A 19742-nucleotide genomic window follows, 5' to 3' on the forward strand; every position below is an offset into this window, starting at 1 on the left:
AGAGCATGATGCCGAAAACCGCTGACGCTTTTCGGCATCATGCTCTGGCATCGTTTGTTGTCGCATTTCCGGACGGCGAACCGGTTTCCATTTCGCCTGGAAATGCTCATTGGCAGGTCTCATCATGTCCGGTTCCGTCTCTCCGCTCGCTCCGAAATCCTTCGTCTCGATGCCACCGCTGCGCGGCGTGCGCATGGCGACGGCTTCCGCCGGCATCAAGTACAAGAACCGCACCGACGTGCTGATGATGGTCTTCGACAGACCGGCGACTGTTGCGGGCGTTTTTACCCGCTCGAAGTGCCCCTCGGCGCCGGTCGATTTCTGCCGGGCCAATCTCCCCCATGGCAGCGCCCGCGCCGTCGTCGTCAATTCCGGCAATGCCAATGCTTTCACTGGCCTGAAGGGCCGCCAGGCGACCGCGCTGACGGCGAAGTCGGCTGCCGCTGCCGTCGGCTGCGCCGAAAACGAGGTCTATCTGGCCTCGACCGGCGTTATCGGCGAGCCGCTCGATGCCACCAAATTTGCAGGCGTTCTGGATCGGATGCAGGTCGAAGCGACCGGCGATTTCTGGTTCGAGGCGGCCAAGGCGATCATGACGACCGACACCTATCCGAAGGTTTCGACCCGCAGCGCTGAGATCGGCGGCGTGGCCGTGACGATCAACGGTATCGCCAAGGGCGCCGGAATGATCGCGCCTGATATGGCGACGATGCTCTCCTTCGTCGTCACCGATGCCGACATTGCGCCTGCCGCGCTGCAGGCGCTTCTGTCCGACGGCGTCGGCCCGACCTTCAATTCGATGACCGTCGACAGCGACACCTCCACTTCCGACACACTGATGTTGTTTGCAACGGGCGCCGCGGCCGAGGACGGCCAGGCCCGCATCGAACGTGCCGACGACCCGCGCCTTGCCGCCTTCCGGGCCGCACTCAACGAAGTGCTGAAGGATCTGTCGCTGCAGGTGGTGCGAGACGGCGAGGGTGCCACCAAGATGCTCGAAATCACCGTGACGGGCGCCGAGAGCGATGCTGCCGCCAAGCGCATCGCGCTGTCGATCGCCAATTCGCCGCTGGTCAAAACGGCGGCCGCCGGCGAAGACGCCAATTGGGGCCGTATCGTCATGGCCGTCGGCAAATCCGGCGAGATGGCCGACCGCGACCGGCTCGCCATCTGGTTCGGCGATATCAGGGTCGCCGTCAATGGCGAGCGTGATCCCGATTATTCCGAGGCGGCCGCCTCGGACGTCATGAAGGCGCAGGATATCCCCGTCAAAGTCGATATCGGGCTCGGCACTGGTTCGGCAACGGTCTGGACCTGCGACCTCACCAAGGAATATGTTGCGATCAATGGCGACTATCGGAGCTGATCGTTCATTGGCGCAGGCATCCATTTCCTCACACAATCTGCCGCTGGTGCGCAGGCTGGAGGCCGTCGGCTTCCGCGCCTGGCCGGCGGCATCCGTGCAATATGACGGCAGCTGGCAGGTGCGGCTGACGGCCGGTCACCCGTCCAACCGGCTGAACTCGATCGTGCCGCTCGATCCCTCGGATCATCGCGACGTCGAAATCCGCCTGGAAAAGGCGCGCCGGAAGTTCGAGGCCTATGGCCGCGCCGCCGTGGTCCGCCAGACGCCGCTTGCCTCGCCGGTGCTGATCGAACTTCTGCGCGCGCAGAACTGGACGCGCTTCGACGATACGGTGGTGATGACCTGCGACCTTGCCGAGGCGGAGCTGCCGGATACGCTCGATCACCTGCCGACCCATGATGTCGGCCGTTTCGTCGACGCCAACCTCACCGTCGACCAGGCACCACTGAGGCTGAAGCCGGCGCTTGCCGAAATCATTTCGGCGATCAAGCCCCCATCCGGCCTGTTCATGATCGAGAACGCGGCGGACGGCCCGCTTGCGACCGTGCTCTGCGTCCAGGACAACGACCTCGCCGGCATCATGTCGCTTTCGGTCTCCGAGGCGCGGCGGCGCGAGGGGCTCGGCACAGAAATCCTGACATCGGCGCTGCGCTGGGCGCGCATGCGCAGCGCCCGTTCGGCCTGGCTGCAGGTGAAGCTGTCCAACCGTCCGGCCATCGCACTTTATGAGCGCCTCGGTTTTCGCGACGCCTATCATTATTGCTATTGGCAGCAGGAGCCGCGATGAGCGAGGCGGGCCGGAAGATATTGCTGGTCGCCGCCTGTGCGCTGATCGATGCCGATGGGCGTATCCTGTTGGCACAGCGGCCCGAGGGAAAGTCGCTCGCCGGGCTCTGGGAGTTTCCCGGCGGCAAGGTCGAGCCGGGTGAGACGCCGGAGGAAACGCTGGTGCGCGAGCTCGAGGAAGAGCTCGGCATCCACACCAAGATCGCCTGCCTCGCGCCGCTGACCTTTGCCAGCCACTCCTACGAGACCTTCCACCTTCTGATGCCGCTTTATATCTGCCGGCGCTATGAGGGCATTCCGCAGGGCCGGGAGGGGCAGGCGCTGAAATGGGTGCGTCCGCAGGCGCTACGCGATTATCCGATGCCGCCGGCCGACGAGCCGCTCATCCCGATGTTGCAGGATTTACTTTAGCATTGTCTGATTATTATTGTGCCATACCGTTTTCGGCTGTGGATATTAATGGATCGTTTAACACCTTCTGCCAAAGATCGGCCTCAATCAAGCATCTGGCGTGCGTGTATTAAAAGGCTTGACGTTATGGACGATGATTTCTGGAAAGCTGTCCGGGAAAAGGAACGGGCCTCGTCTGCCTCGCGCAGGACGGGTGCGCTGAATATCGCCCTCCTGTTCGGCACGGCGGTGGTCGCGCTGACGCTTATTCTGACGCCAATGCTCGCGGATTCCTCGAAGAAAAGCGTCTTTGCCAGTGCTCCGACGGATTTCGATACGATCACGACAGGATCGATCCCGAAGAGCGAAAGCGGCAAGCGTTATACGATCCGCCGCAGCGTCCTCCAGGATACGCCCGGCTCGGTCTGCGTCGTCCAGGGCTACGGTGTCGGCGCCGGTTGCTGAAAAATACCGGCCATCGTTCCGATGGTCGTGGAATTGGTCGTTTATTGTCGGTTTCGCGCAGCGGGTGGGTCATGCGTCTTTTGAAAGCATTTGTTGCAGATAACAGAGGTGCGACGGCGATCGAGTATGGCCTGGTCGCCGCCCTCATTGGCGGCGCTCTCGTCTCCGCTCTTGGGGTCTTCTCCGGCGCCCTGCACGACGTCTTCAACGTCATCAACAACAATCTGACCGTCAATTGAAGAAGCAGCCGGCTACTACTGTCTGAGCTTGTGCTCGTCCACCTTCAGCGCATCGGCAAGGCGTGCTTTGGCCGAGCCCGGCTTTAGCGGTTTTTGCTGGCTATCGTGCGGCGCCCATCCCGAGACATAGATGATGGAGAACGTCGCGCGGATGCGTCCGTCGGGATCGGCATAGCGTTCGGCGTAGATCTCCGCCGCACGCAGGAAGAAAGCGCGCGTCAGCGGCATGCGGCCGCGGGCTGCGAGCGGATTGCTCATGCCCATCGCTCTTAGATCCCGCATCAACGGAAAGAGTGAATCATAACGCACGGTATAGTTTTCCGCGTCGATCACCGGCAGCGTGAAGCCGGCGCGCTGCAGGAGGCTGCCGACATCGCGCACATCGGCGAAGGGAATGACACGCGGGCTTGCACCGCCTGTCATCTCGACCTCGGCCGCCAGCAGCACCTCGCGTAGTTCCTGCAGGGTGCCGGCGCCGGGGATCGCGGCCAGGAAAAGGCCGTCCGGCTTCAGGGCGCGGCGGATCTGGATGAAGACACCCGGCGTGTCGTTGGTCAGATGCAGGCTGAGCGGCGCAAGGATGAGATTGGCCGATTGGGGTTCGAGCGGTACGTCCTCAAGCGGCGCCTCAATCAAGTTTTCGCCCGGCCCGGCATAGGCCTTCTCGCTTTCGATGCGGATCATCGTGCCGATCTTGCCCGTCGCCAGCGCGGCACGGGCGGTAGCACCGGTTGCCCCATGCAGTTCGACTGCGGTCTCGAAAGTCCGCTCGACGACCGTAAGCCGCTCGGCGATTTCCTCAGCGGCAATGTCGAGCAGGAAGGCGGCTTTCGGATCGTTGTTGGCAAGCGCGCGATGGCGATGTGCGGCGATCAGGGCTCTGTCGAAGATCGTTTCCATGGCGATGTCCTTAGTCCCGCGCCGGCCGTGCGGCAAGACGATTTTCCTTTCGCTAAGAACAGGCTAGTCTCGACGGCATGGTGCCAGTCGATTTCGAAAGACCGGTAGAATTCTTGCGGGCGCATCTCTTGCGGCCGTTCTCGGTGCTTGCCGATTTTTTCTATCCGCCGGCCTGTTCCGTCTGCGGCATTTCGACCGGCGGCCATCGCGGGCTCTGCGCGAAATGCTGGTCCGGCATCCGCTTCATCGAACGACCCTATTGCGAGGTGCTCGGCATTCCCTTCTCGCACGATCTCGGCGCCGGCATCCTCAGCGCCGAGGCGATCGCCAACCCGCCGCCCTTCGACCGGCTGCGGTCGGCGGCAACGCACGACCGTGCGGTGCGCGATCTCGTCCATGGGCTCAAATATCGCGATCGCACCGATCTAGCGCCGATGATGGCAGCCTGGATGCTGCGCGCTTCCGACGGGACGGTCGAAAGCTGCGATGCGCTGATCCCGGTGCCGCTGCACCGTAGCCGTATGCTGGCGCGCAAGTTCAACCAGGCAGCCGAGCTTGCCCGCCATATGGCAAGGCTCTCGGGCAAGCCGCTGCTGGCCGCCACGCTTATGCGCGTCAAGCGCACCAGCCAGCAGGTCGGTCTTGGCGCCAAGGCGCGCGAAGACAATGTCAGGGGCGCTTTTGCGATCGCCAAGGATTGCGAAAGCGACATTTTCGGCAAGCGCATCGTCCTGGTCGACGACGTCTATACAACAGGGGCGACGGTTGCCGCGGCAAGCCGGACACTGCGCAAGGCGGGTGCGGCTGACATAACGGTTTTGACCTTTGCAAGGGCTCTCTCCGAGCCTATATGACAGGAATACCCGGCATCAGTCTGGAGAGATTATGGTACCCGTCACCATCTATACACGGCAGTTTTGCGGCTATTGCACCCGCGCCAAGTCCCTTCTCGAAGAAAAGGGTGTCGAATATGTCGAGCATGACGCGACCTTTTCGCCGGATCTTCGCCAGGAGATGATCGGCAAGTCGAACGGGCGTACCACTTTTCCGCAGATATTCATCGGCGCCGATCATGTCGGCGGTTGCGACGATCTCTTTGCGCTCGATCGGGCCGGCAAGCTCGATCCGATGCTGGCGGCTTGAGGAAGAACCGATGAGCTTCAAGGCCGCCGCCGTCCAGATGTGCTCCGGGGTCGATCCGGTGAAGAATGCCGCCGCCATGGCGCGGCTGGTGCGCGAGGCCGCTGCCCAGGGCGCGACCTATGTGCAGACGCCCGAGATGACCGGCATGCTGCAGCGAGACCGTGCGGCGGCACGCGCCGTGCTTGCCGACGAGGCGCATGACATCATCGTCAAAACCGGCTCGGAGCTCGCTAGGGAATTCGGCATCCACATGCATGTCGGTTCGACAGCGATTGCCCTTGCCGACGGCAAGATTGCCAATCGCGGTTTTCTGTTCGGTCCCGACGGCAGGATTCTCAATCGCTACGACAAGATCCATATGTTCGACGTCGACCTCGACAATGGCGAGAGCTGGCGTGAAAGTGCCGCCTATACAGCAGGCTCGGAGGCCCGCGTCCTGTCGCTGCCCTTTGCCGAAATGGGCTTTGCGATCTGTTACGATGTGCGGTTTCCCGCGCTCTTCCGCGCCCAGGCCATGGCCGGCGCCGAGGTGATGACAGTGCCCGCCGCCTTCACCAAGCAGACCGGCGAGGCGCATTGGGAGATCCTGCTTAGGGCACGCGCGATCGAGAACGGTGTCTTCGTCATCGCCGCCGCGCAGGCCGGCCGGCACGAGGACGGGCGCGAGACCTTCGGCCATTCGATGATCATCGATCCCTGGGGCACGGTGCTGGCGTCGGCCGGCGCTACCGGTGAGGCGGTTATCGTCGCCGAGATCGATCCCGCCGCGGTCAAGGCCGCGCATGACAAGATCCCGAACCTGAGGAATGGCCGGGAATTCTCGGTCGAGAAGGCTGCGGGGGCAGTCGCCGGAGGCGTCGCCGCTTGATCCGCTATTCCCTCACCTGTGACAATGCCCATGAATTCGAAGGCTGGTTTTCGGAAAGCGCCGATTTCGATCATCAGGTCGAAACCGGTTTTCTGACATGTCCGGTCTGTCATTCCGCCGCCATTTCCAAGCTGTTGATGGCGCCTTCGGTGTCGACGGCGCGGAAGAAGGACGAGAGGCAGACGCTGGCGATGGACGCCATGCGCCGCGAGGCTCTGCAAAAACTCAAGGAGGCCGTTGCGGCCGTCAAGGCCAATTCCGAGGATGTCGGCACGCAGTTTCCCGAGGAAGCCCGCAAGATCCACTATGGCGAGGCGGATGCCCGCGGCATCATCGGCCAGGCGACGGTCGACGAGGCGCAGGCGCTTTTGGAAGAGGGCATCGAGATCGCAGCCATTCCCGTCTTGCCGGAAGACGTAAACTGACATGAAGTTCACGCCGCTTGCTGTCCATGATTTCGGCCCGCGTATCGCGCTGAAAGTGTAGCCGGTTTATTGATGGCGGGACTAAGCCGGTCGCTTCGCCAGCAGCATATAATTTACGTCCATATCCTTAGACAGGTTCCACTGGTTCGACAGCGGATTGAAGAAGACGCCAGTGCGGTCGGTGATCTCAAGGCCACTCGCCACCAGCGGCTTTTCCAGTTCTTCCGGGCGTACCAGCTTTTCATACTGATGCGTGCCGCGCGGCAGCCAGCGCAGAATGTTCTCGGCGGCGAAAATGGCAAGCGCTGCCGCCTTCATCGTGCGGTTGATGGTGGCAACGAAGATCAGGCCGCCGGGGCGGACCATTTTCGCGCAGGTCGTCATGAAGAACTCGACATCGGCGACATGTTCCACCACTTCCATGTTCAAGACGATATCGAAGGTCTCGCCAGCCTCAGCGAGCTCTTCGGCGGTGACGGCGCGATAGTCGACCGAAACGCCGGAAGCCTTCGCATGGGTGGAGGCGATGCCAATATTCTTCTCGGACGGATCGGCGCCGACGACGGAAGCGCCCATGCGGGCAACAGGTTCGGACAACAGACCGCCGCCGCAGCCGATATCGAGCACACGCAGGCCTTCGAGCGGGCGTGCGCTTTTCGGATCACGGCCGAAATTCTCGCAGGCTTTGTCTCTTAGATAGGCGAGGCGGACGGGATTGAACTTGTGCAGCGGTCTGAATTTGCCGGTCGGGCTCCACCATTCCGCCGCCATCGCCGAGAAGCGGTCCACTTCGCCCTGGTCGATCGTGCTTCTGGCGCCTTCCGTCATCGTCCACTCCTTCATTCGCTAAAAGTGAAGTCGGACGATCGGGGGCATAAGTCAAGGGGCGCAGATCAGGGGATTGGCGAGCATGGAGCCGCTCGCCAGTAGCTTTTATCGCACGCGCTTGCCTCCCCCCGCCAAACTCGCTAAGAGACGCCGCAACTTGGGGCCTTTGGGGCCTGGGCTTTTAGAGCGGTTCCGGAAGTTGGGAACCCGGCTCTCTGGCCCAAGCGGTCTGCCCCAGAGCTTTCGTGATGCCGGGTCCGGTTTTCCGCTTTCCCGGCGCCAGTCGTGGTAGAGGCATATGGCACGCATCGTAATGAAATTCGGCGGCACGTCCGTCGCTGACCTGGACCGCATCAAGAATGTTGCCCGCCACGTAAAACGCGAAGTCGATGCCGGGCACGAGGTGGCGGTGGTGGTATCGGCCATGTCCGGCAAGACCAATGAACTGGTCGGCTGGGTCCAGGGCACGCCGAAGGTGATCGGCGCCAATTCTCCGTTTTACGATGCGCGGGAATATGATGCGGTCGTCGCATCCGGCGAGCAGGTGACCTCCGGTCTGCTTGCGATCGCGTTGCAGGCGATGGATATCAATGCGCGTTCCTGGCAGGGATGGCAGATTCCGATCCGCACCGACAATGCGCATGGCGCGGCACGGATCATGGAGATCGACGGCTCCGACATCGTCAAGCGGATGGGCGAGGGGCAGGTGGCCGTCATCTCCGGCTTCCAGGGGTTGGGACCCGACAACCGGATCGCGACGCTCGGGCGCGGCGGATCGGACACTTCGGCCGTCGCAATTGCGGCAGCTGTCAAGGCGGATCGCTGCGATATCTATACCGATGTCGACGGCGTCTACACGACCGACCCGCGAATCGTGCCGAAGGCGCGCAGGCTGAAAAAGATCGCCTTCGAGGAAATGCTGGAAATGGCCTCGCTCGGCGCCAAGGTACTGCAGGTGCGCTCGGTCGAGCTTGCCATGGTGCACAAGGTGCGCACCTTCGTGCGCTCATCATTCGAAGACCCCGATGCTCCGGGCATGGGCGATCTGCTGAACCCGCCCGGAACGCTGATTTGTGACGAGGAAGAAATCGTGGAACAGGAAGTAGTCACCGGCATCGCCTATGCCAAGGATGAGGCTCAGATCTCGCTTCGCCGTCTTGCCGACCGGCCGGGCGTTTCCGCGGCGATCTTCGGGCCGCTCGCCGAATCCCATATCAATGTCGACATGATCGTCCAGAATATTTCCGAGGACGGGTCGAAGACCGACATGACCTTCACCGTACCGTCAGGCGACGTCGAGAAGGCGATCAAGGTGCTCGGCGACCATAAGGAGAAGATCGGCTACGATGTCGTGCAGAACGAATCGGGGCTGGTGAAAGTATCGGTCATCGGCATCGGCATGCGCAGCCATGCGGGCGTTGCCGCTACCGCATTTCGTGCACTTGCCGAAAAAGGCATCAACATCAAGGCGATCACCACCTCCGAGATCAAGATTTCCATCCTGATCGACGGTCCCTATGCAGAACTCGCTGTCAGGACTTTGCATTCCTGCTACGGTCTGGATAAGAATTGATTCCCAGCGGGCGGCCTGCCCCTTCAGGTTGAGGAGATGAGGCCGGCCCGCCGGGACTAAGTGCGTTGTTTCGGGAGCTTGAGACGCCATGAGAGACCTTTCCGGCGGTCCGCGCGTGCTGCTCAGGCGGCTGCGCGAGTTGATGGCGGAGCCGCTGGAGCCGCAGGATCGTCTTGACCGGATCGTTCGCCAGATCGCGGGCAACATGGTGGCGGAGGTTTGCTCCGTCTATGTGCTGCGCGCCGACGGCGTACTCGAACTCTATGCGACCGAAGGCCTGAACCGCGAGGCCGTGCACTTGGCGCAATTGAAGATGGGACAAGGCCTGGTCGGCACCATCGCGGCCTCGGCCCAGCCGTTGAACCTTTCCGACGCGCAGTCGCACCCGGCCTTCCGCTATCTGCCGGAAACGGGCGAAGAAATCTACCATTCCTTCCTCGGCGTGCCGATCCTCAGGACCGGGCGCTCGCTGGGTGTTCTCGTCGTGCAGAACAAGGCGAGCCGCAACTATCGCGAGGAAGAGCTGGAAGCGCTCGAGACGACGGCGATGGTGCTTGCAGAGATGATCGCCACCGGCGAGCTCAAGAAGATTACCAAGCCGGGCCTCGAACTCGACCTGACGCGTTCGGTCACCGTCGACGGCGATACTTATAATGACGGCATCGGCCTCGGCTACGTCGTGCTGCACGAGCCGCGCATCGTCGTCACCAACTTGCTGAACGAAGATGCCGAGAAGGAAATCCGGCGGCTGGCCGAAGCCATGGGCTCGCTCAGGATCTCGATCGACGACATGCTGTCGCGCCGCGACGTGTCGATGGAAGGCGAACACCGCGAGGTGCTCGAAACCTATCGCATGTTCGCGCATGATCAAGGCTGGGTGCGCAAGCTCGAGGAGGCGATCCGCAACGGCCTGACGGCGGAAGCGGCGGTCGAGAAAGTGCAGAGCGACACCAAGGCGCGGATGATGCGGTTAACCGACCCCTATCTGCGCGAACGCATGCATGATTTCGAGGATCTGGCGAACCGGCTGCTCAGACAGTTGACCGGTTATACCGGCCGGACAAGCGGCGAGGGTTTCCCTAGCGATGCGATCATCCTGGCGCGCGCCATGGGGGCAGCCGAACTGCTGGATTATCCGCGCGCCAATGTGCGCGGGCTGGTGCTGGAAGAAGGGGCGGTGACGAGCCATGTGGTGATCGTCGCCCGGGCCATGGGCATTCCGGTCATCGGCCAGGCGGCGGGCGTGGTGGCGCTCGCCGAGAACGGCGATGCGGTGATCATCGACGCCGACGAGGGGCATGTGCATCTGCGGCCGATGGCCGATCATCGGCGTTCCTACGAGGAGAAGGTCCGCTTCCGCGCCAGGCGGCAGGAGCAGTTCCGGGCGCTACGCGCCGTCGAGCCGGTGACCAAGGATGGGCAGCGGATCGCGCTGATGATGAATGCCGGGCTGCTGGTCGACCTGCCGCAGCTATCGGAATCGGGTGCCGAGGGCATCGGCCTCTTCCGCACCGAACTGCAGTTCATGATCGCTTCCACCATGCCGAAGGCAGAGGAGCAGGAGCAGTTCTACCGCAATGTGATAAAGCAGGCGGCGGGCCGCACCGTCACCTTCCGTACGCTCGATATCGGCGGCGACAAGGTCGTGCCCTATTTCCGTGGCCATGAGGAAGAAAATCCCGCACTCGGCTGGCGCGCCATCCGGCTGTCGCTCGACCGGCCGGGACTGTTGCGCACCCAGTTGCGCGCCCTGCTGAAGGCATCGGCCGACACCGAGCTGAAGCTGATGGTGCCGATGGTGACCGAGGTTTCCGAGCTGAGGATGGTGCGCGAGCTCTTGCAGAAGGAAGTGCAGCATCTCTCGCGCTTCGGCCACGGGTTGCCGCGCAAGCTGCAGTTCGGGGCGATGCTGGAGGTGCCGGCACTGCTCTGGCAGCTCGACGAGTTGATGGAGGCGGTCGATTTCGTCTCGGTCGGTTCGAACGACCTCTTCCAGTTCTCGATGGCGGTCGATCGCGGCAATGCACGGGTTTCGGACCGCTTCGATCCGCTCGGTAAGCCGTTCTTGCGCATCCTGCGCGATATCGTGCGCGGGGCGGAGCGGAATAAGACGCCGGTGACGCTCTGCGGCGAACTCGCCAGCAAACCCATCTCGGCGATGGCGCTGCTCGGTATCGGCTTCCGCTCGATCTCGATGTCGCCGGCCTCGATCGGACCGGTGAAGGCCATGCTGCTCGGGCTCGATGTCGGGGCGCTGACGAAGGCGATGGACGAGGTGCTGGACGATCACCACGCCTTGATGCCGATGCGCGAGGTGCTTGCCCGCTTCGCCGAGAGCCACAATATTCCCCTTTAGACAGAGATTAAGAAGAATCGGAGTGAAGGGTGGCGAAGCTTCCCGTTGAAAAGATGCGCGAGCTGGAACGCCGTTTCGGCGAGATCGAGGCGCGCATGTCGGCTGGTCCGGCTGCCGATGTCTATGTGAAGCTCGCATCCGAATATTCCGAGCTGCAGCCTGTCGTGACGAAGATCCGCGTCTATGAGAAGGCGGTCGCCGAGCTTGCCGATCTTGAAACGCTGCTCGAGGACAGATCGGTCGACCGCGAGATGCGCGACCTCGCCGAGCTGGAGCTGCCCGAGGTGAAGGAGCAGATCGAGGCGCTCGAGCAGGAGATGCAGATCCTGCTTCTGCCGAAGGATGCGGCCGACGAAAAGAGCGCGATCCTCGAAATCCGCGCCGGCACCGGCGGCTCGGAAGCCGCCCTTTTCGCCGGCGATCTCTTTCGCATGTATGAGCGCTTTGCGGCGGAAAAGGGCTGGAAGGTGGAGGTGCTCTCGGCGAGCGAGGGCGAAGCCGGGGGCTACAAGGAAATCATCGCGACGATTACCGGTAGGGGGGTCTTTGCCAAGCTGAAATTTGAATCCGGCGTGCATCGCGTGCAACGCGTGCCGGAAACCGAGGCGGGCGGGCGTATCCATACGTCGGCCGCAACGGTTGCGGTGCTGCCGGAGGCCGAGGAGATCGACATCGAGATCCGGGCTGAAGATATCCGCATCGACACGATGCGCTCTTCGGGTGCGGGCGGCCAGCACGTCAATACGACGGACTCGGCGGTGCGCATCACCCACCTGCCGAGCGGCATTGTCGTCACCAGCTCGGAAAAGTCGCAACACCAAAATCGCGCCAAGGCGATGCAGGTGCTGCGCTCCAGGCTTTACGATGCCGAGCGGCAGAGAGCCGACAGCGAGCGCTCTGCCGATCGCAAGAGCCAGGTCGGCTCCGGTGACCGCTCGGAACGTATCCGCACCTATAACTTCCCGCAGGGGCGGGTAACGGACCATCGCATCAATCTGACGCTCTATAAGCTCGACCGGATGATGGAAGGCGAGATCGAGGAGGTCGTCGACGCGCTGATGGCCGATTACCAGGCCAGCCAGCTGGCACAGCTCGGCGAGCAACAATGAGCTTGACGGTCGCCGATATACTTGCCGAAGCGCGCCGTCGCTTCACCGAAGCAGGTATCGTCGACCCGGCGACCGATGCGCGGCTGCTTGTCGCGGGCCTTCTGAAACTGTCGCCGACCGAGCTGTTGACGCGATCGGCCGAGAGGCTTTCTGCCGAGCAGGCCGAAGTGATTTTCAAGGCGCTGGAGCGGCGGCTCGGTCATGAGCCGGTGCATCGCATTCTCGGCGAGCGGGAATTCTACGGTCTGCCGCTTCGGCTCTCGGCTGAAACGCTGGAACCGCGGCCGGATACGGAAATCCTGGTCGATACGGTTCTCGTCTATCTCAAAGACCTTGCAATGGCGCAAAGCCGTCTCCATATCCTTGACATGGGAACCGGGACCGGGGCGATATGCCTTGCGCTTTTGAGCGAATGTCCTGATGCGTCAGGTGTCGGCAGTGACATATCGGCGGATGCACTTTTGACGGCAAGATCGAATGCAGAAAGAAACGGGTTGCAGGATCGTTTTGAGGCCGTACAGTCGAATTGGTTCGAGGACATCCAGGGATCCTTTCACGCGATTGTCTCAAATCCGCCCTATATTGCTTCCAATGTCATTCACGATCTCGCTCCCGAAGTGACCAAATTCGATCCGGCTGCGGCTCTGGATGGCGGCCCGGATGGGCTTGACGCTTACAAAGCCATAGCCAAGGATGCGGCACGGTTCATCAGGCCCGATGGGGTCGTCGGACTGGAGATCGGCTACGATCAGCGAAACGACGTGACGGCGATCTTTGAAGCGAAAGGCTTCAGGTGCCTCAAATCCGTGAAAGATTATGGTCAGAACGACAGGGTGCTCGTGTTCGCGCTCGTGTGAGAGACGATAATGCGGCATTGAACAGGACATTATTGTTATTGCGAAGAAAAGGCTTGGATTTCCCGGTGAAGCAATATAGGTTGCGGTCACGTGTTGGGCAGATAGGAATGAACGAGATTCGTTCGGTACTTGGTTTGCCTCGGGGGTCCGCTCTTTTAAACGAGAGTTTCAACGGTTGAACACGACCCAATGCGTGAATCAGTCAAACTGACTTGAGAACCAAGCGGCAGGTCGGCGCAAAGGCGCAGTATGCTCGCGGCACAAAGGTCCTGATCCGGTTTTCCGGTCATGGCGGTTGGTGCCATGTATCCATCACAAACAGAGAATTCAGGTGAACGATCTATGAGGCCAGGACAGCAGAACAAGCGCGGTCGAGGGCGTGGTAACAATAACGGCGGCGGTGGCGGCGGCGGTGGAAATAACAATAACAACAATTTCAACCGCAAGGGCGGCAATCCGCTCACCCGGACCTATGACAGCTCCGGCCCCGATGTGAAGATTCGCGGTACGGCGCAGCATATCGCCGAAAAATACGCGCAGCTCGCCCGCGACGCTCATAGCTCCGGTGATCGGGTGATGGCCGAGAACTATCTCCAGCACGCCGAACATTACAATCGTATCATCGCCAGCGCCCAAGCGCAGATGCAGGAACGCTTCCAGCGCGACGACCGCGGCGAGTACAATGATCGCGACGGTGCGGACCGCGACGGCGACGATATGGACAACAATGAGAATGAGAATGACAATGACGGCGACGATGTCGTTATCGTCCAGCCTCCGCAGAGCAGGCCGCAACAGCCGCAGCAGAGCAGACAGCACCAGCCGCAGGCACAGCCGAAGCCGGTAGCCGCTCAGGCGCCCGCACCGGCACCCCAGTCCGAGGTCATCGATGGAACCGGTCCGCAGCCGGAGATCGAAGGCATTCCGGCCGAAGTCGCCATGGACGAGGAAGGTGCTGCCGGCCAGCCGCGCGAACGCCAGCCCCGCCGCCGCAGCACCGGCAGCCGTCCCCGTCGCCCGCGTCGCGGTGCTGAGGGCGAAGAAGCCGCCGCTGAAGGCGAGAGCGCCTCTGGCGAGGCGCCAGTGCTGGCTGACGTCGCATCGGAATGAGGATTTCGCTTTCCCTTCAGGGAGAGCGTGACGTTCATGCCATCTGCTCGAATTTGCTTGAAAATCCCCGGCCTTGTGCCGGGGATTTTCATTTAATGGGCTCTTTAAACTCGCAGAACAGGCTACCATATTCTCTTCGAACTGCTTGGCCCGAATCCCTTACGGGCAAAACGCGACCTGCCTTTTCAGGGGGTCGATCTCAATCATCGGTCTGCGCCTCGTCAGGGCAGGGCGATCCATGGAGGTGGAATATGAATATCGAGAAATATTCGGAGCGGGTGCGCGGTTTCATCCAGTCCGCACAGACCTATGCGTTGGCGCAGGGTCACCAGCAATTTACGCCCGAACATGTGCTGAAAGTCCTGCTCGACGACGATCAGGGCATGGCGGCGTCGCTGATCGAGCGCGCCGGCGGCGATGCCAAGGCCGCCCGTCTTGCCAATGACGCGGCTCTCGCCAAATTGCCAAAAATCTCCGGCGGCAACGGCAATATCTATCTGGCACAACCACTCGCCAAGGTCCTTTCGACCGCCGAAGAAGCGGCGAAGAAGGCCGGCGACAGCTTCGTCACGGTAGAACGCCTGCTGCAGGCGCTGGCGATCGAATCCTCGGCCTCAACCTTTTCGACGCTGAAGAACGCAGGCGTGACGGCCCAGGGCCTCAACCAGGTCATCAACGACATCCGCAAGGGTCGGACGGCAGATTCCTCCAATGCCGAGCAGGGTTTCGACTCGCTGAAAAAGTTTGCACGCGATCTCACCGCGGAAGCCCGCGAGGGCAAGCTCGACCCGGTGATCGGCCGCGACGACGAAATCCGCCGCACCATCCAGGTGCTTTCGCGCCGCACCAAGAACAATCCCGTGCTTATTGGCGAACCCGGCGTCGGCAAGACGGCGATCGTCGAGGGCCTGGCGCTGCGCATCGTCAACGGTGACGTGCCGGAATCGCTCAAGGACAAGAAGCTGATGGCGCTCGACATGGGCGCGCTGATTGCCGGTGCGAAATACCGCGGCGAATTCGAGGAGCGGCTGAAGGCCGTGCTCAATGAAGTTCAGGCGGAAAACGGCGAGATCATCCTGTTCATCGATGAGATGCACACGCTGGTCGGCGCCGGCAAGGCGGATGGGGCGATGGATGCCTCCAACCTCCTGAAGCCCGCCCTTGCCCGTGGCGAGCTGCATTGCGTTGGCGCGACCACGCTTGATGAATACCGCAAACATGTCGAGAAGGATCCGGCCCTTGCCCGCCGCTTCCAGCCCGTCGTCGTCGACGAACCGACGGTCGAAGACACGATCTCGATCCTGCGCGGCTTGAAGGAAAAATACGAGCAGCATCACAAGGTACGCATCGCCGATGCGGCGCTGGTGGCGGCTGCGACGCTTTCCAACCGCTATATCACTGACCGTTTCCTACCCGACAAGGCGATCGACCTGATGGACGAGGCGGCAGCGCGGCTGCGGATGCAGGTGGATTCCAAGCCGGAAGAGCTCGACGAACTCGACCGCCGCATCATGCAGCTGAAGATCGAGCGCGAAGCGCTGAAAAAGGAGACGGACGTCGCGTCCGCCGACCGTCTGAAGCGGCTGGAAACCGAAGTGACCGATCTCGAGGAACAGGCCGATGCGCTGACGGCCCGCTGGCAGGCGGAAAAGCAGAAACTCGGCCTTGCCGCCGATCTCAAAAAGCAGCTCGATGATGCCCGCAACGAACTGGCGATCGCCCAGCGCAAAGGCGAATTCCAGCGTGCCGGCGAGCTGACCTACGGCGTCATTCCCGACCTTGAAAAGCAGCTCGTCGATGCCGAGAAGCAGGATGGCGATCGCGGCGCGATGGTGCAGGAGGTGGTCATCCCCGACAATATCGCCCATGTCGTGTCCCGCTGGACCGGCATTCCGGTCGACAGGATGCTGGAGGGCGAACGCGACAAGCTGCTTCGGATGGAAGACGAACTGGCGAAATCGGTGATCGGTCAGGGCGATGCGGTTCAGGCCGTGTCGCGCGCCGTCCGCCGCGCGCGCGCCGGCCTGCAGGATCCGAACCGGCCGATCGGCTCGTTCATCTTCCTCGGCCCGACCGGCGTCGGCAAGACGGAGCTCACCAAGGCGCTCGCCCGCTTCCTCTTCGACGACGAAACGGCGATGGTGCGCATGGATATGTCGGAATATATGGAGAAGCACTCCGTTGCCCGGCTGATCGGGGCACCTCCCGGCTATGTCGGTTATGACGAAGGCGGAGCGCTGACGGAAGCCGTGCGCCGCAGGCCCTATCAGGTCGTGCTGTTCGACGAGATCGAAAAGGCGCATCCCGACGTCTTCAACATATTGCTGCAGGTGCTGGACGACGGACGTCTGACGGACGGCCAGGGCCGGACGGTCGATTTCCGCAACACGATGATCATCATGACCTCGAACCTCGGCGCCGAATATCTGACGCAACTGAGGGACGGCGACGACAGCGACACGGTTCGCGAGCAGGTGATGGAGGTCGTGCGCGGGCATTTCCGGCCGGAATTCCTGAACCGCATCGACGAGATCATCCTCTTCCATCGCTTGAAGCGCGAGGAGATGGGCGCGATCGTCGATATCCAACTGAAGCGGCTGGTGGCTCTGCTGTCCGAGCGCAAGATCGTCATCGATCTCGACGAGGAAGCCCGCCATTGGTTGGCGAACAAGGGTTACGATCCGGTCTACGGCGCAAGGCCGCTGAAGCGGGTGATCCAGAAGTTCGTGCAGGATCCGCTGGCCGAGCAGATCCTGTCCGGCCAGGTGCCGGATGGATCGACGGTGACGGTGACGAGCGGTTCGGACCGGCTGCAGTTCAGGACGAGGCAGACGGTGAGCGAAGCAGCGTAAATCCAGTTTGCCGGATGAATGGGAAATGGCGGCCTCGGCCGCCATTTTTCGTTAGGCGCGGTAACGACCGGCGGGGCATCAGCTTGTCGGTTTAACGGAAATTACTTGCTCGCCACCTGGTCTGGCGTCTGGTTGTTCAGCAGCGTATCGATGCGCTTGCGCTCGTCTTCGAATTTCGCCAGCGCCTCGCCCTGCAGTGATTTGCCGCCCGGCAGGCGGATGCGCAGCGGATCGACCTTGGTGCCGTTGACGATCAGCTCGTAATGCAGGTGCGGGCCGGTGGATTCGCCTGTCGTGCCAACCCAACCGATCACCTGGCCCTGGCGGATCTTGGCACCGGGGACGACGCCCTTGGCAATGGCGCTCTGGTGATTGTAGGAGGATTCATAGCCGTTGGCATGGCGCACGATCGTCTGGTTGCCATAACCGCCGGAATCCCAGCCGGCTTTTTCGACCGTGCCGTTGCCAGCGGCGATGATCGCCGTGCCGCGGGGTGCAGCCCAATCGACGCCGGTGTGCATGCGGGCAAAACCGAGGATCGGGTGGCGGCGCATGCCGAAGCCCGATTTGAAGATTCCGTTCGGAACCGGGTTACGCAGCAGGAACTGGCGGATACTCTTGCCGTTCTCGTCGAAATAATCGACCGTGCCGTCATCGGGATCCTGGAAACGGTAGAAGCGCGTCTGCGTGTCGCCGAAACGGGCGTTGACATAGAGCAGTTCGGAATCCTCGGTCGCCTGACCGGCGCTATCGGCGACGGAGAAGAAGGCCTCGAGACTGTCGGTCGGCCTCAGTTGCGCCTGGAAATCGACATTGCTGGCGAGCAGCTTGATGATCAGCGCCGTCATATCCTTGGTCATGCCGTAGGAAAGGGCAGCACGATAGATGCCGTCATAGACGCGCGGCAGGTTCTGGCCGGGGGGCGGTGCGAAGGAATTGTCATCGAAGGCGGTGGCGATGGCATCCAACATCGGCGGCTCGCTGCCGGGCACGTATCTGCCCTTGTCGTCGACGGCCACGGTGACGAGATAGCGCGTGCCGCGATAGACGCTGGCTCGGATGATCTTTGCCTGTTCGCCCTTCTGAATGATGCCGATGCGCAGCACGTCGCCCTTGTCGAGATCACCAGAACCCAGTTGCTGCGCGATATAGCCGGCAATACCGTCGGCATATTGCTGCGGATAGCCTGAATCCGTCAGCGCCTTGGCGATCGGCGTGTCGACGCGCACGGGTAGGATGTCGTCGGCGAATTCTTCGGTCTGCGGCGTGATCGATTCCGATGCGGAGACCGTCATGTTCTGTTCGAGCACGCGGGCGGACAGACCGGCGGTCAGATCGACATCGGCGTCCTCGTTGGAGAAACGACGCGGATCGACGTAATAAAGGGCTGCGAGCTGAGTGTTGCCGTCGGTCAGCACCGAGCCGTTGGAGCGTACGTTCTCTTCGACCTCCTCGAGCGACAGGCCGGACGCCATCTGCATGCTGGTCTTGCCGGTCGGGAAGGGAATGGTCTTCAGGCTGACTTCGGATTCGACGTCGGAACCGTAAAGCGCGCCTGTGCGGCTTTGCGGTGCGGGCTGCGGCTCGTCGGCGGAAAAGATCGCCAGGGGATCGAAGTCGGGATAGTCCTCCGTCGCCACATGGTTGGCGGCCAGCGTCATCTTCACATGCGCGAAGGGCTGGCGGCGCACGACTTCCTTTTCGCCGTCGTGGACGACGGTGGACACTTCCATGATGGCGCGGTCGGACGGTTTTGCGGCGATGGCGGGCGCGATCAGCCGGCCACCGCGGACGACTGTCGTATCTTCATGCGCGTCTGCCGCGACACTCGCATAGGCTTCGGCGGGGATCGCCAACTGCTGGCGGCCGTCAAGGGCGGCGAAAAGAGCGACACCCATGAGGACGGATGATGTAATGCCGGTGAGGAACGTACCCGAGAGCCAGCGCAAGGAAACCTCGCGACGGTCGGGCGCGCGCCTGCCGTCGGCCAGAAGCGGAGGCTCGTTGCCCAACGAGCGGATCATCATTTTCTCCGTCATCATGGCAGTCGGGTCCGCGTCCTTACATCAGGCGTCTGTGGGAGCATGTATCGGCCATCCTGGCTGGGGCAAAAGATGTGCATATTTTGGGCATGGAAGTCAAATCACTCAGGAAAAGGCAGTTTGTCTGCATTTGCCTGTGTGAATCATGTTCTCTTAAGACCAGCAGATTGTGATGATGTCGGGGCGCAGGGGACAAAAGAGCGTTCTTTCCACGAAAAGTCGAAAGACGTTCAACTTTCCTGGCCGCGTAAGGCCGGTCGGAATCCGGGAAATGACCGCATTTGAGTGCTGTGCGAAATTTTTCCTGGAAAAACAATGACCTGAAAGAAAAATCAATTTTTTCAAAAAGCGCTGTTGACTGTTCTAATGGGTTAGTTCTATAAGCCCACTCACTGAACGAGGGCGGCGGCGCTGCTGGCGACGAAGTCTTTCG

The 19742-nt window shown here is 61.8% G+C and carries 19 protein-coding genes; 15 read left to right on the plus strand and 4 right to left on the minus strand.

The features are described from left to right. The first annotated feature begins 124 nt into the window (after positions 1-124). The 5 genes from argJ to A6U98_RS01000 all read left to right on the plus strand — a co-directional run bounded on the left by argJ (position 125) and on the right by A6U98_RS01000 (position 3246). Complete coding sequence (gene argJ, locus A6U98_RS00980; RefSeq protein WP_064647290.1) at positions 125-1366, plus strand: bifunctional glutamate N-acetyltransferase/amino-acid acetyltransferase ArgJ; 1242 nt, start codon at positions 125-127, stop codon at positions 1364-1366. Then, on the plus strand, positions 1347-2153 hold the full coding sequence (locus A6U98_RS00985; protein ID WP_064647267.1) for a GNAT family N-acetyltransferase: 807 nt from the start codon (positions 1347-1349) through the stop codon (positions 2151-2153). Before argJ ends, A6U98_RS00985 begins: the two co-directional genes overlap by 20 nt. Next, positions 2150-2563, plus strand: a complete 414-nt coding sequence (mutT, locus tag A6U98_RS00990) for an 8-oxo-dGTP diphosphatase MutT (RefSeq protein WP_011653687.1) — start codon at positions 2150-2152, stop codon at positions 2561-2563. Before A6U98_RS00985 ends, mutT begins: the two co-directional genes overlap by 4 nt. Positions 2564-2689: 126 nt before the next feature. Beyond that, entirely contained in the window at positions 2690-3007 is a 318-nt protein-coding gene (locus tag A6U98_RS00995) for a hypothetical protein (RefSeq protein WP_064647268.1), read from the plus strand. Positions 3008-3078: 71 nt separating this feature from the next. Further along, a complete protein-coding gene (locus tag A6U98_RS01000; protein WP_064647292.1) occupies positions 3079-3246 on the plus strand; it encodes a Flp family type IVb pilin in 168 nt (55 codons plus the stop codon). A gap of 15 nt (positions 3247-3261) precedes the next feature. Here the strand turns inward: A6U98_RS01000 and A6U98_RS01005 are convergent, their stop codons facing one another. Next, on the minus strand, positions 3262-4146 hold the full coding sequence (locus A6U98_RS01005) for a methyltransferase domain-containing protein (RefSeq protein ID WP_064647294.1): 885 nt from the start codon (positions 4144-4146) through the stop codon (positions 3262-3264). 77 nt (positions 4147-4223) lie between these two features. On the opposite strand from A6U98_RS01005, the gene A6U98_RS01010 reads away from it, so the two are divergent. From A6U98_RS01010 to A6U98_RS01025, 4 genes are read left to right on the plus strand one after another with little or no spacing between them, the layout of a single operon-like run. After that, entirely contained in the window at positions 4224-5000 is a 777-nt protein-coding gene (locus A6U98_RS01010; protein ID WP_064647270.1) for a ComF family protein, read from the plus strand. 31 nt (positions 5001-5031) lie between these two features. Continuing rightward, entirely contained in the window at positions 5032-5289 is a 258-nt protein-coding gene (grxC, locus tag A6U98_RS01015) for a glutaredoxin 3 (RefSeq protein ID WP_011653683.1), read from the plus strand. Positions 5290-5299: 10 nt separating this feature from the next. Then, on the plus strand, positions 5300-6157 hold the full coding sequence (locus tag A6U98_RS01020) for a carbon-nitrogen hydrolase family protein (protein ID WP_064647273.1): 858 nt from the start codon (positions 5300-5302) through the stop codon (positions 6155-6157). Further along, positions 6154-6582: a DUF1178 family protein gene (locus tag A6U98_RS01025; RefSeq protein ID WP_064647275.1), complete on the plus strand. Its 429-nt coding sequence runs from the start codon at positions 6154-6156 to the stop codon at positions 6580-6582. Before A6U98_RS01020 ends, A6U98_RS01025 begins: the two co-directional genes overlap by 4 nt. An 81-nt stretch (positions 6583-6663) precedes the next feature. Here A6U98_RS01025 and ubiG read toward each other — a convergent pair whose 3' ends face one another. Next, positions 6664-7410: a bifunctional 2-polyprenyl-6-hydroxyphenol methylase/3-demethylubiquinol 3-O-methyltransferase UbiG gene (ubiG, locus tag A6U98_RS01030; RefSeq protein ID WP_064647277.1), complete on the minus strand. Its 747-nt coding sequence runs from the start codon at positions 7408-7410 to the stop codon at positions 6664-6666. Positions 7411-7708: 298 nt separating this feature from the next. On the opposite strand from ubiG, the gene A6U98_RS01035 reads away from it, so the two are divergent. From A6U98_RS01035 to clpB, 6 genes are all read left to right on the plus strand, one after another. Beyond that, the gene (locus A6U98_RS01035) at positions 7709-8983 is read left to right on the plus strand and encodes an aspartate kinase (RefSeq protein ID WP_017995292.1); all 1275 of its coding nucleotides are present in this window, start codon (positions 7709-7711) and stop codon (positions 8981-8983) included. An 88-nt stretch (positions 8984-9071) separates the two neighbouring features. Further along, on the plus strand, positions 9072-11339 hold the full coding sequence (gene ptsP / locus A6U98_RS01040) for a phosphoenolpyruvate--protein phosphotransferase (RefSeq protein ID WP_064647279.1): 2268 nt from the start codon (positions 9072-9074) through the stop codon (positions 11337-11339). A 29-nt stretch (positions 11340-11368) separates the two neighbouring features. Further along, entirely contained in the window at positions 11369-12448 is a 1080-nt protein-coding gene (gene prfA, locus A6U98_RS01045) for a peptide chain release factor 1 (RefSeq protein WP_027666756.1), read from the plus strand. After that, positions 12445-13305, plus strand: a complete 861-nt coding sequence (gene prmC / locus A6U98_RS01050) for a peptide chain release factor N(5)-glutamine methyltransferase (protein ID WP_064647282.1) — start codon at positions 12445-12447, stop codon at positions 13303-13305. The genes prfA and prmC overlap by 4 nt, the downstream gene beginning before the upstream one ends. A gap of 342 nt (positions 13306-13647) precedes the next feature. Then, a complete protein-coding gene (locus A6U98_RS01055; RefSeq protein WP_064647284.1) occupies positions 13648-14415 on the plus strand; it encodes a DUF4167 domain-containing protein in 768 nt (255 codons plus the stop codon). A 251-nt stretch (positions 14416-14666) separates the two neighbouring features. Then, on the plus strand, positions 14667-17267 hold the full coding sequence (gene clpB / locus A6U98_RS01060; protein ID WP_064647286.1) for an ATP-dependent chaperone ClpB: 2601 nt from the start codon (positions 14667-14669) through the stop codon (positions 17265-17267). A gap of 101 nt (positions 17268-17368) precedes the next feature. Here the strand turns inward: clpB and A6U98_RS01065 are convergent, their stop codons facing one another. Beyond that, positions 17369-19309: a M23 family metallopeptidase gene (locus A6U98_RS01065; RefSeq protein ID WP_064647288.1), complete on the minus strand. Its 1941-nt coding sequence runs from the start codon at positions 19307-19309 to the stop codon at positions 17369-17371. 19 nt (positions 19310-19328) lie between these two features. Continuing rightward, a partial coding sequence (locus tag A6U98_RS37425) for a hypothetical protein (protein ID WP_210179339.1) occupies positions 19329-19742 on the minus strand: 414 nt, incomplete at its 5' end.

Source organism: Rhizobium sp. WYCCWR10014 (assembly GCF_001657485.1).
Lineage (GTDB): Bacteria > Pseudomonadota > Alphaproteobacteria > Rhizobiales > Rhizobiaceae > Rhizobium.

Bases quoted from the DNA above. Each gene is read 5' to 3' on its own strand.
- A6U98_RS01005 (WP_064647294.1), bottom strand. From the start codon at position 4,146: ATGGAAACGATCTTCGACAGAGCCCTGATCGCCGCACATCGCCATCGC.
- ptsP (WP_064647279.1), top strand. From the start codon at position 9,072: ATGAGAGACCTTTCCGGCGGTCCGCGCGTGCTGCTCAGGCGGCTGCGC.
- A6U98_RS01000 (WP_064647292.1), top strand. From the start codon at position 3,079: ATGCGTCTTTTGAAAGCATTTGTTGCAGATAACAGAGGTGCGACGGCG.
- A6U98_RS01065 (WP_064647288.1), bottom strand. From the start codon at position 19,309: ATGATGACGGAGAAAATGATGATCCGCTCGTTGGGCAACGAGCCTCCG.
- A6U98_RS01020 (WP_064647273.1), top strand. From the start codon at position 5,300: ATGAGCTTCAAGGCCGCCGCCGTCCAGATGTGCTCCGGGGTCGATCCG.
- A6U98_RS00995 (WP_064647268.1), top strand. From the start codon at position 2,690: ATGGACGATGATTTCTGGAAAGCTGTCCGGGAAAAGGAACGGGCCTCG.
- mutT (WP_011653687.1), top strand. From the start codon at position 2,150: ATGAGCGAGGCGGGCCGGAAGATATTGCTGGTCGCCGCCTGTGCGCTG.
- clpB (WP_064647286.1), top strand. From the start codon at position 14,667: ATGAATATCGAGAAATATTCGGAGCGGGTGCGCGGTTTCATCCAGTCC.
- argJ (WP_064647290.1), top strand. From the start codon at position 125: ATGTCCGGTTCCGTCTCTCCGCTCGCTCCGAAATCCTTCGTCTCGATG.
- A6U98_RS01010 (WP_064647270.1), top strand. From the start codon at position 4,224: ATGGTGCCAGTCGATTTCGAAAGACCGGTAGAATTCTTGCGGGCGCAT.
- A6U98_RS00985 (WP_064647267.1), top strand. From the start codon at position 1,347: ATGGCGACTATCGGAGCTGATCGTTCATTGGCGCAGGCATCCATTTCC.
- A6U98_RS01035 (WP_017995292.1), top strand. From the start codon at position 7,709: ATGGCACGCATCGTAATGAAATTCGGCGGCACGTCCGTCGCTGACCTG.
- A6U98_RS01055 (WP_064647284.1), top strand. From the start codon at position 13,648: ATGAGGCCAGGACAGCAGAACAAGCGCGGTCGAGGGCGTGGTAACAAT.
- prmC (WP_064647282.1), top strand. From the start codon at position 12,445: ATGAGCTTGACGGTCGCCGATATACTTGCCGAAGCGCGCCGTCGCTTC.
- grxC (WP_011653683.1), top strand. From the start codon at position 5,032: ATGGTACCCGTCACCATCTATACACGGCAGTTTTGCGGCTATTGCACC.
- ubiG (WP_064647277.1), bottom strand. From the start codon at position 7,410: ATGACGGAAGGCGCCAGAAGCACGATCGACCAGGGCGAAGTGGACCGC.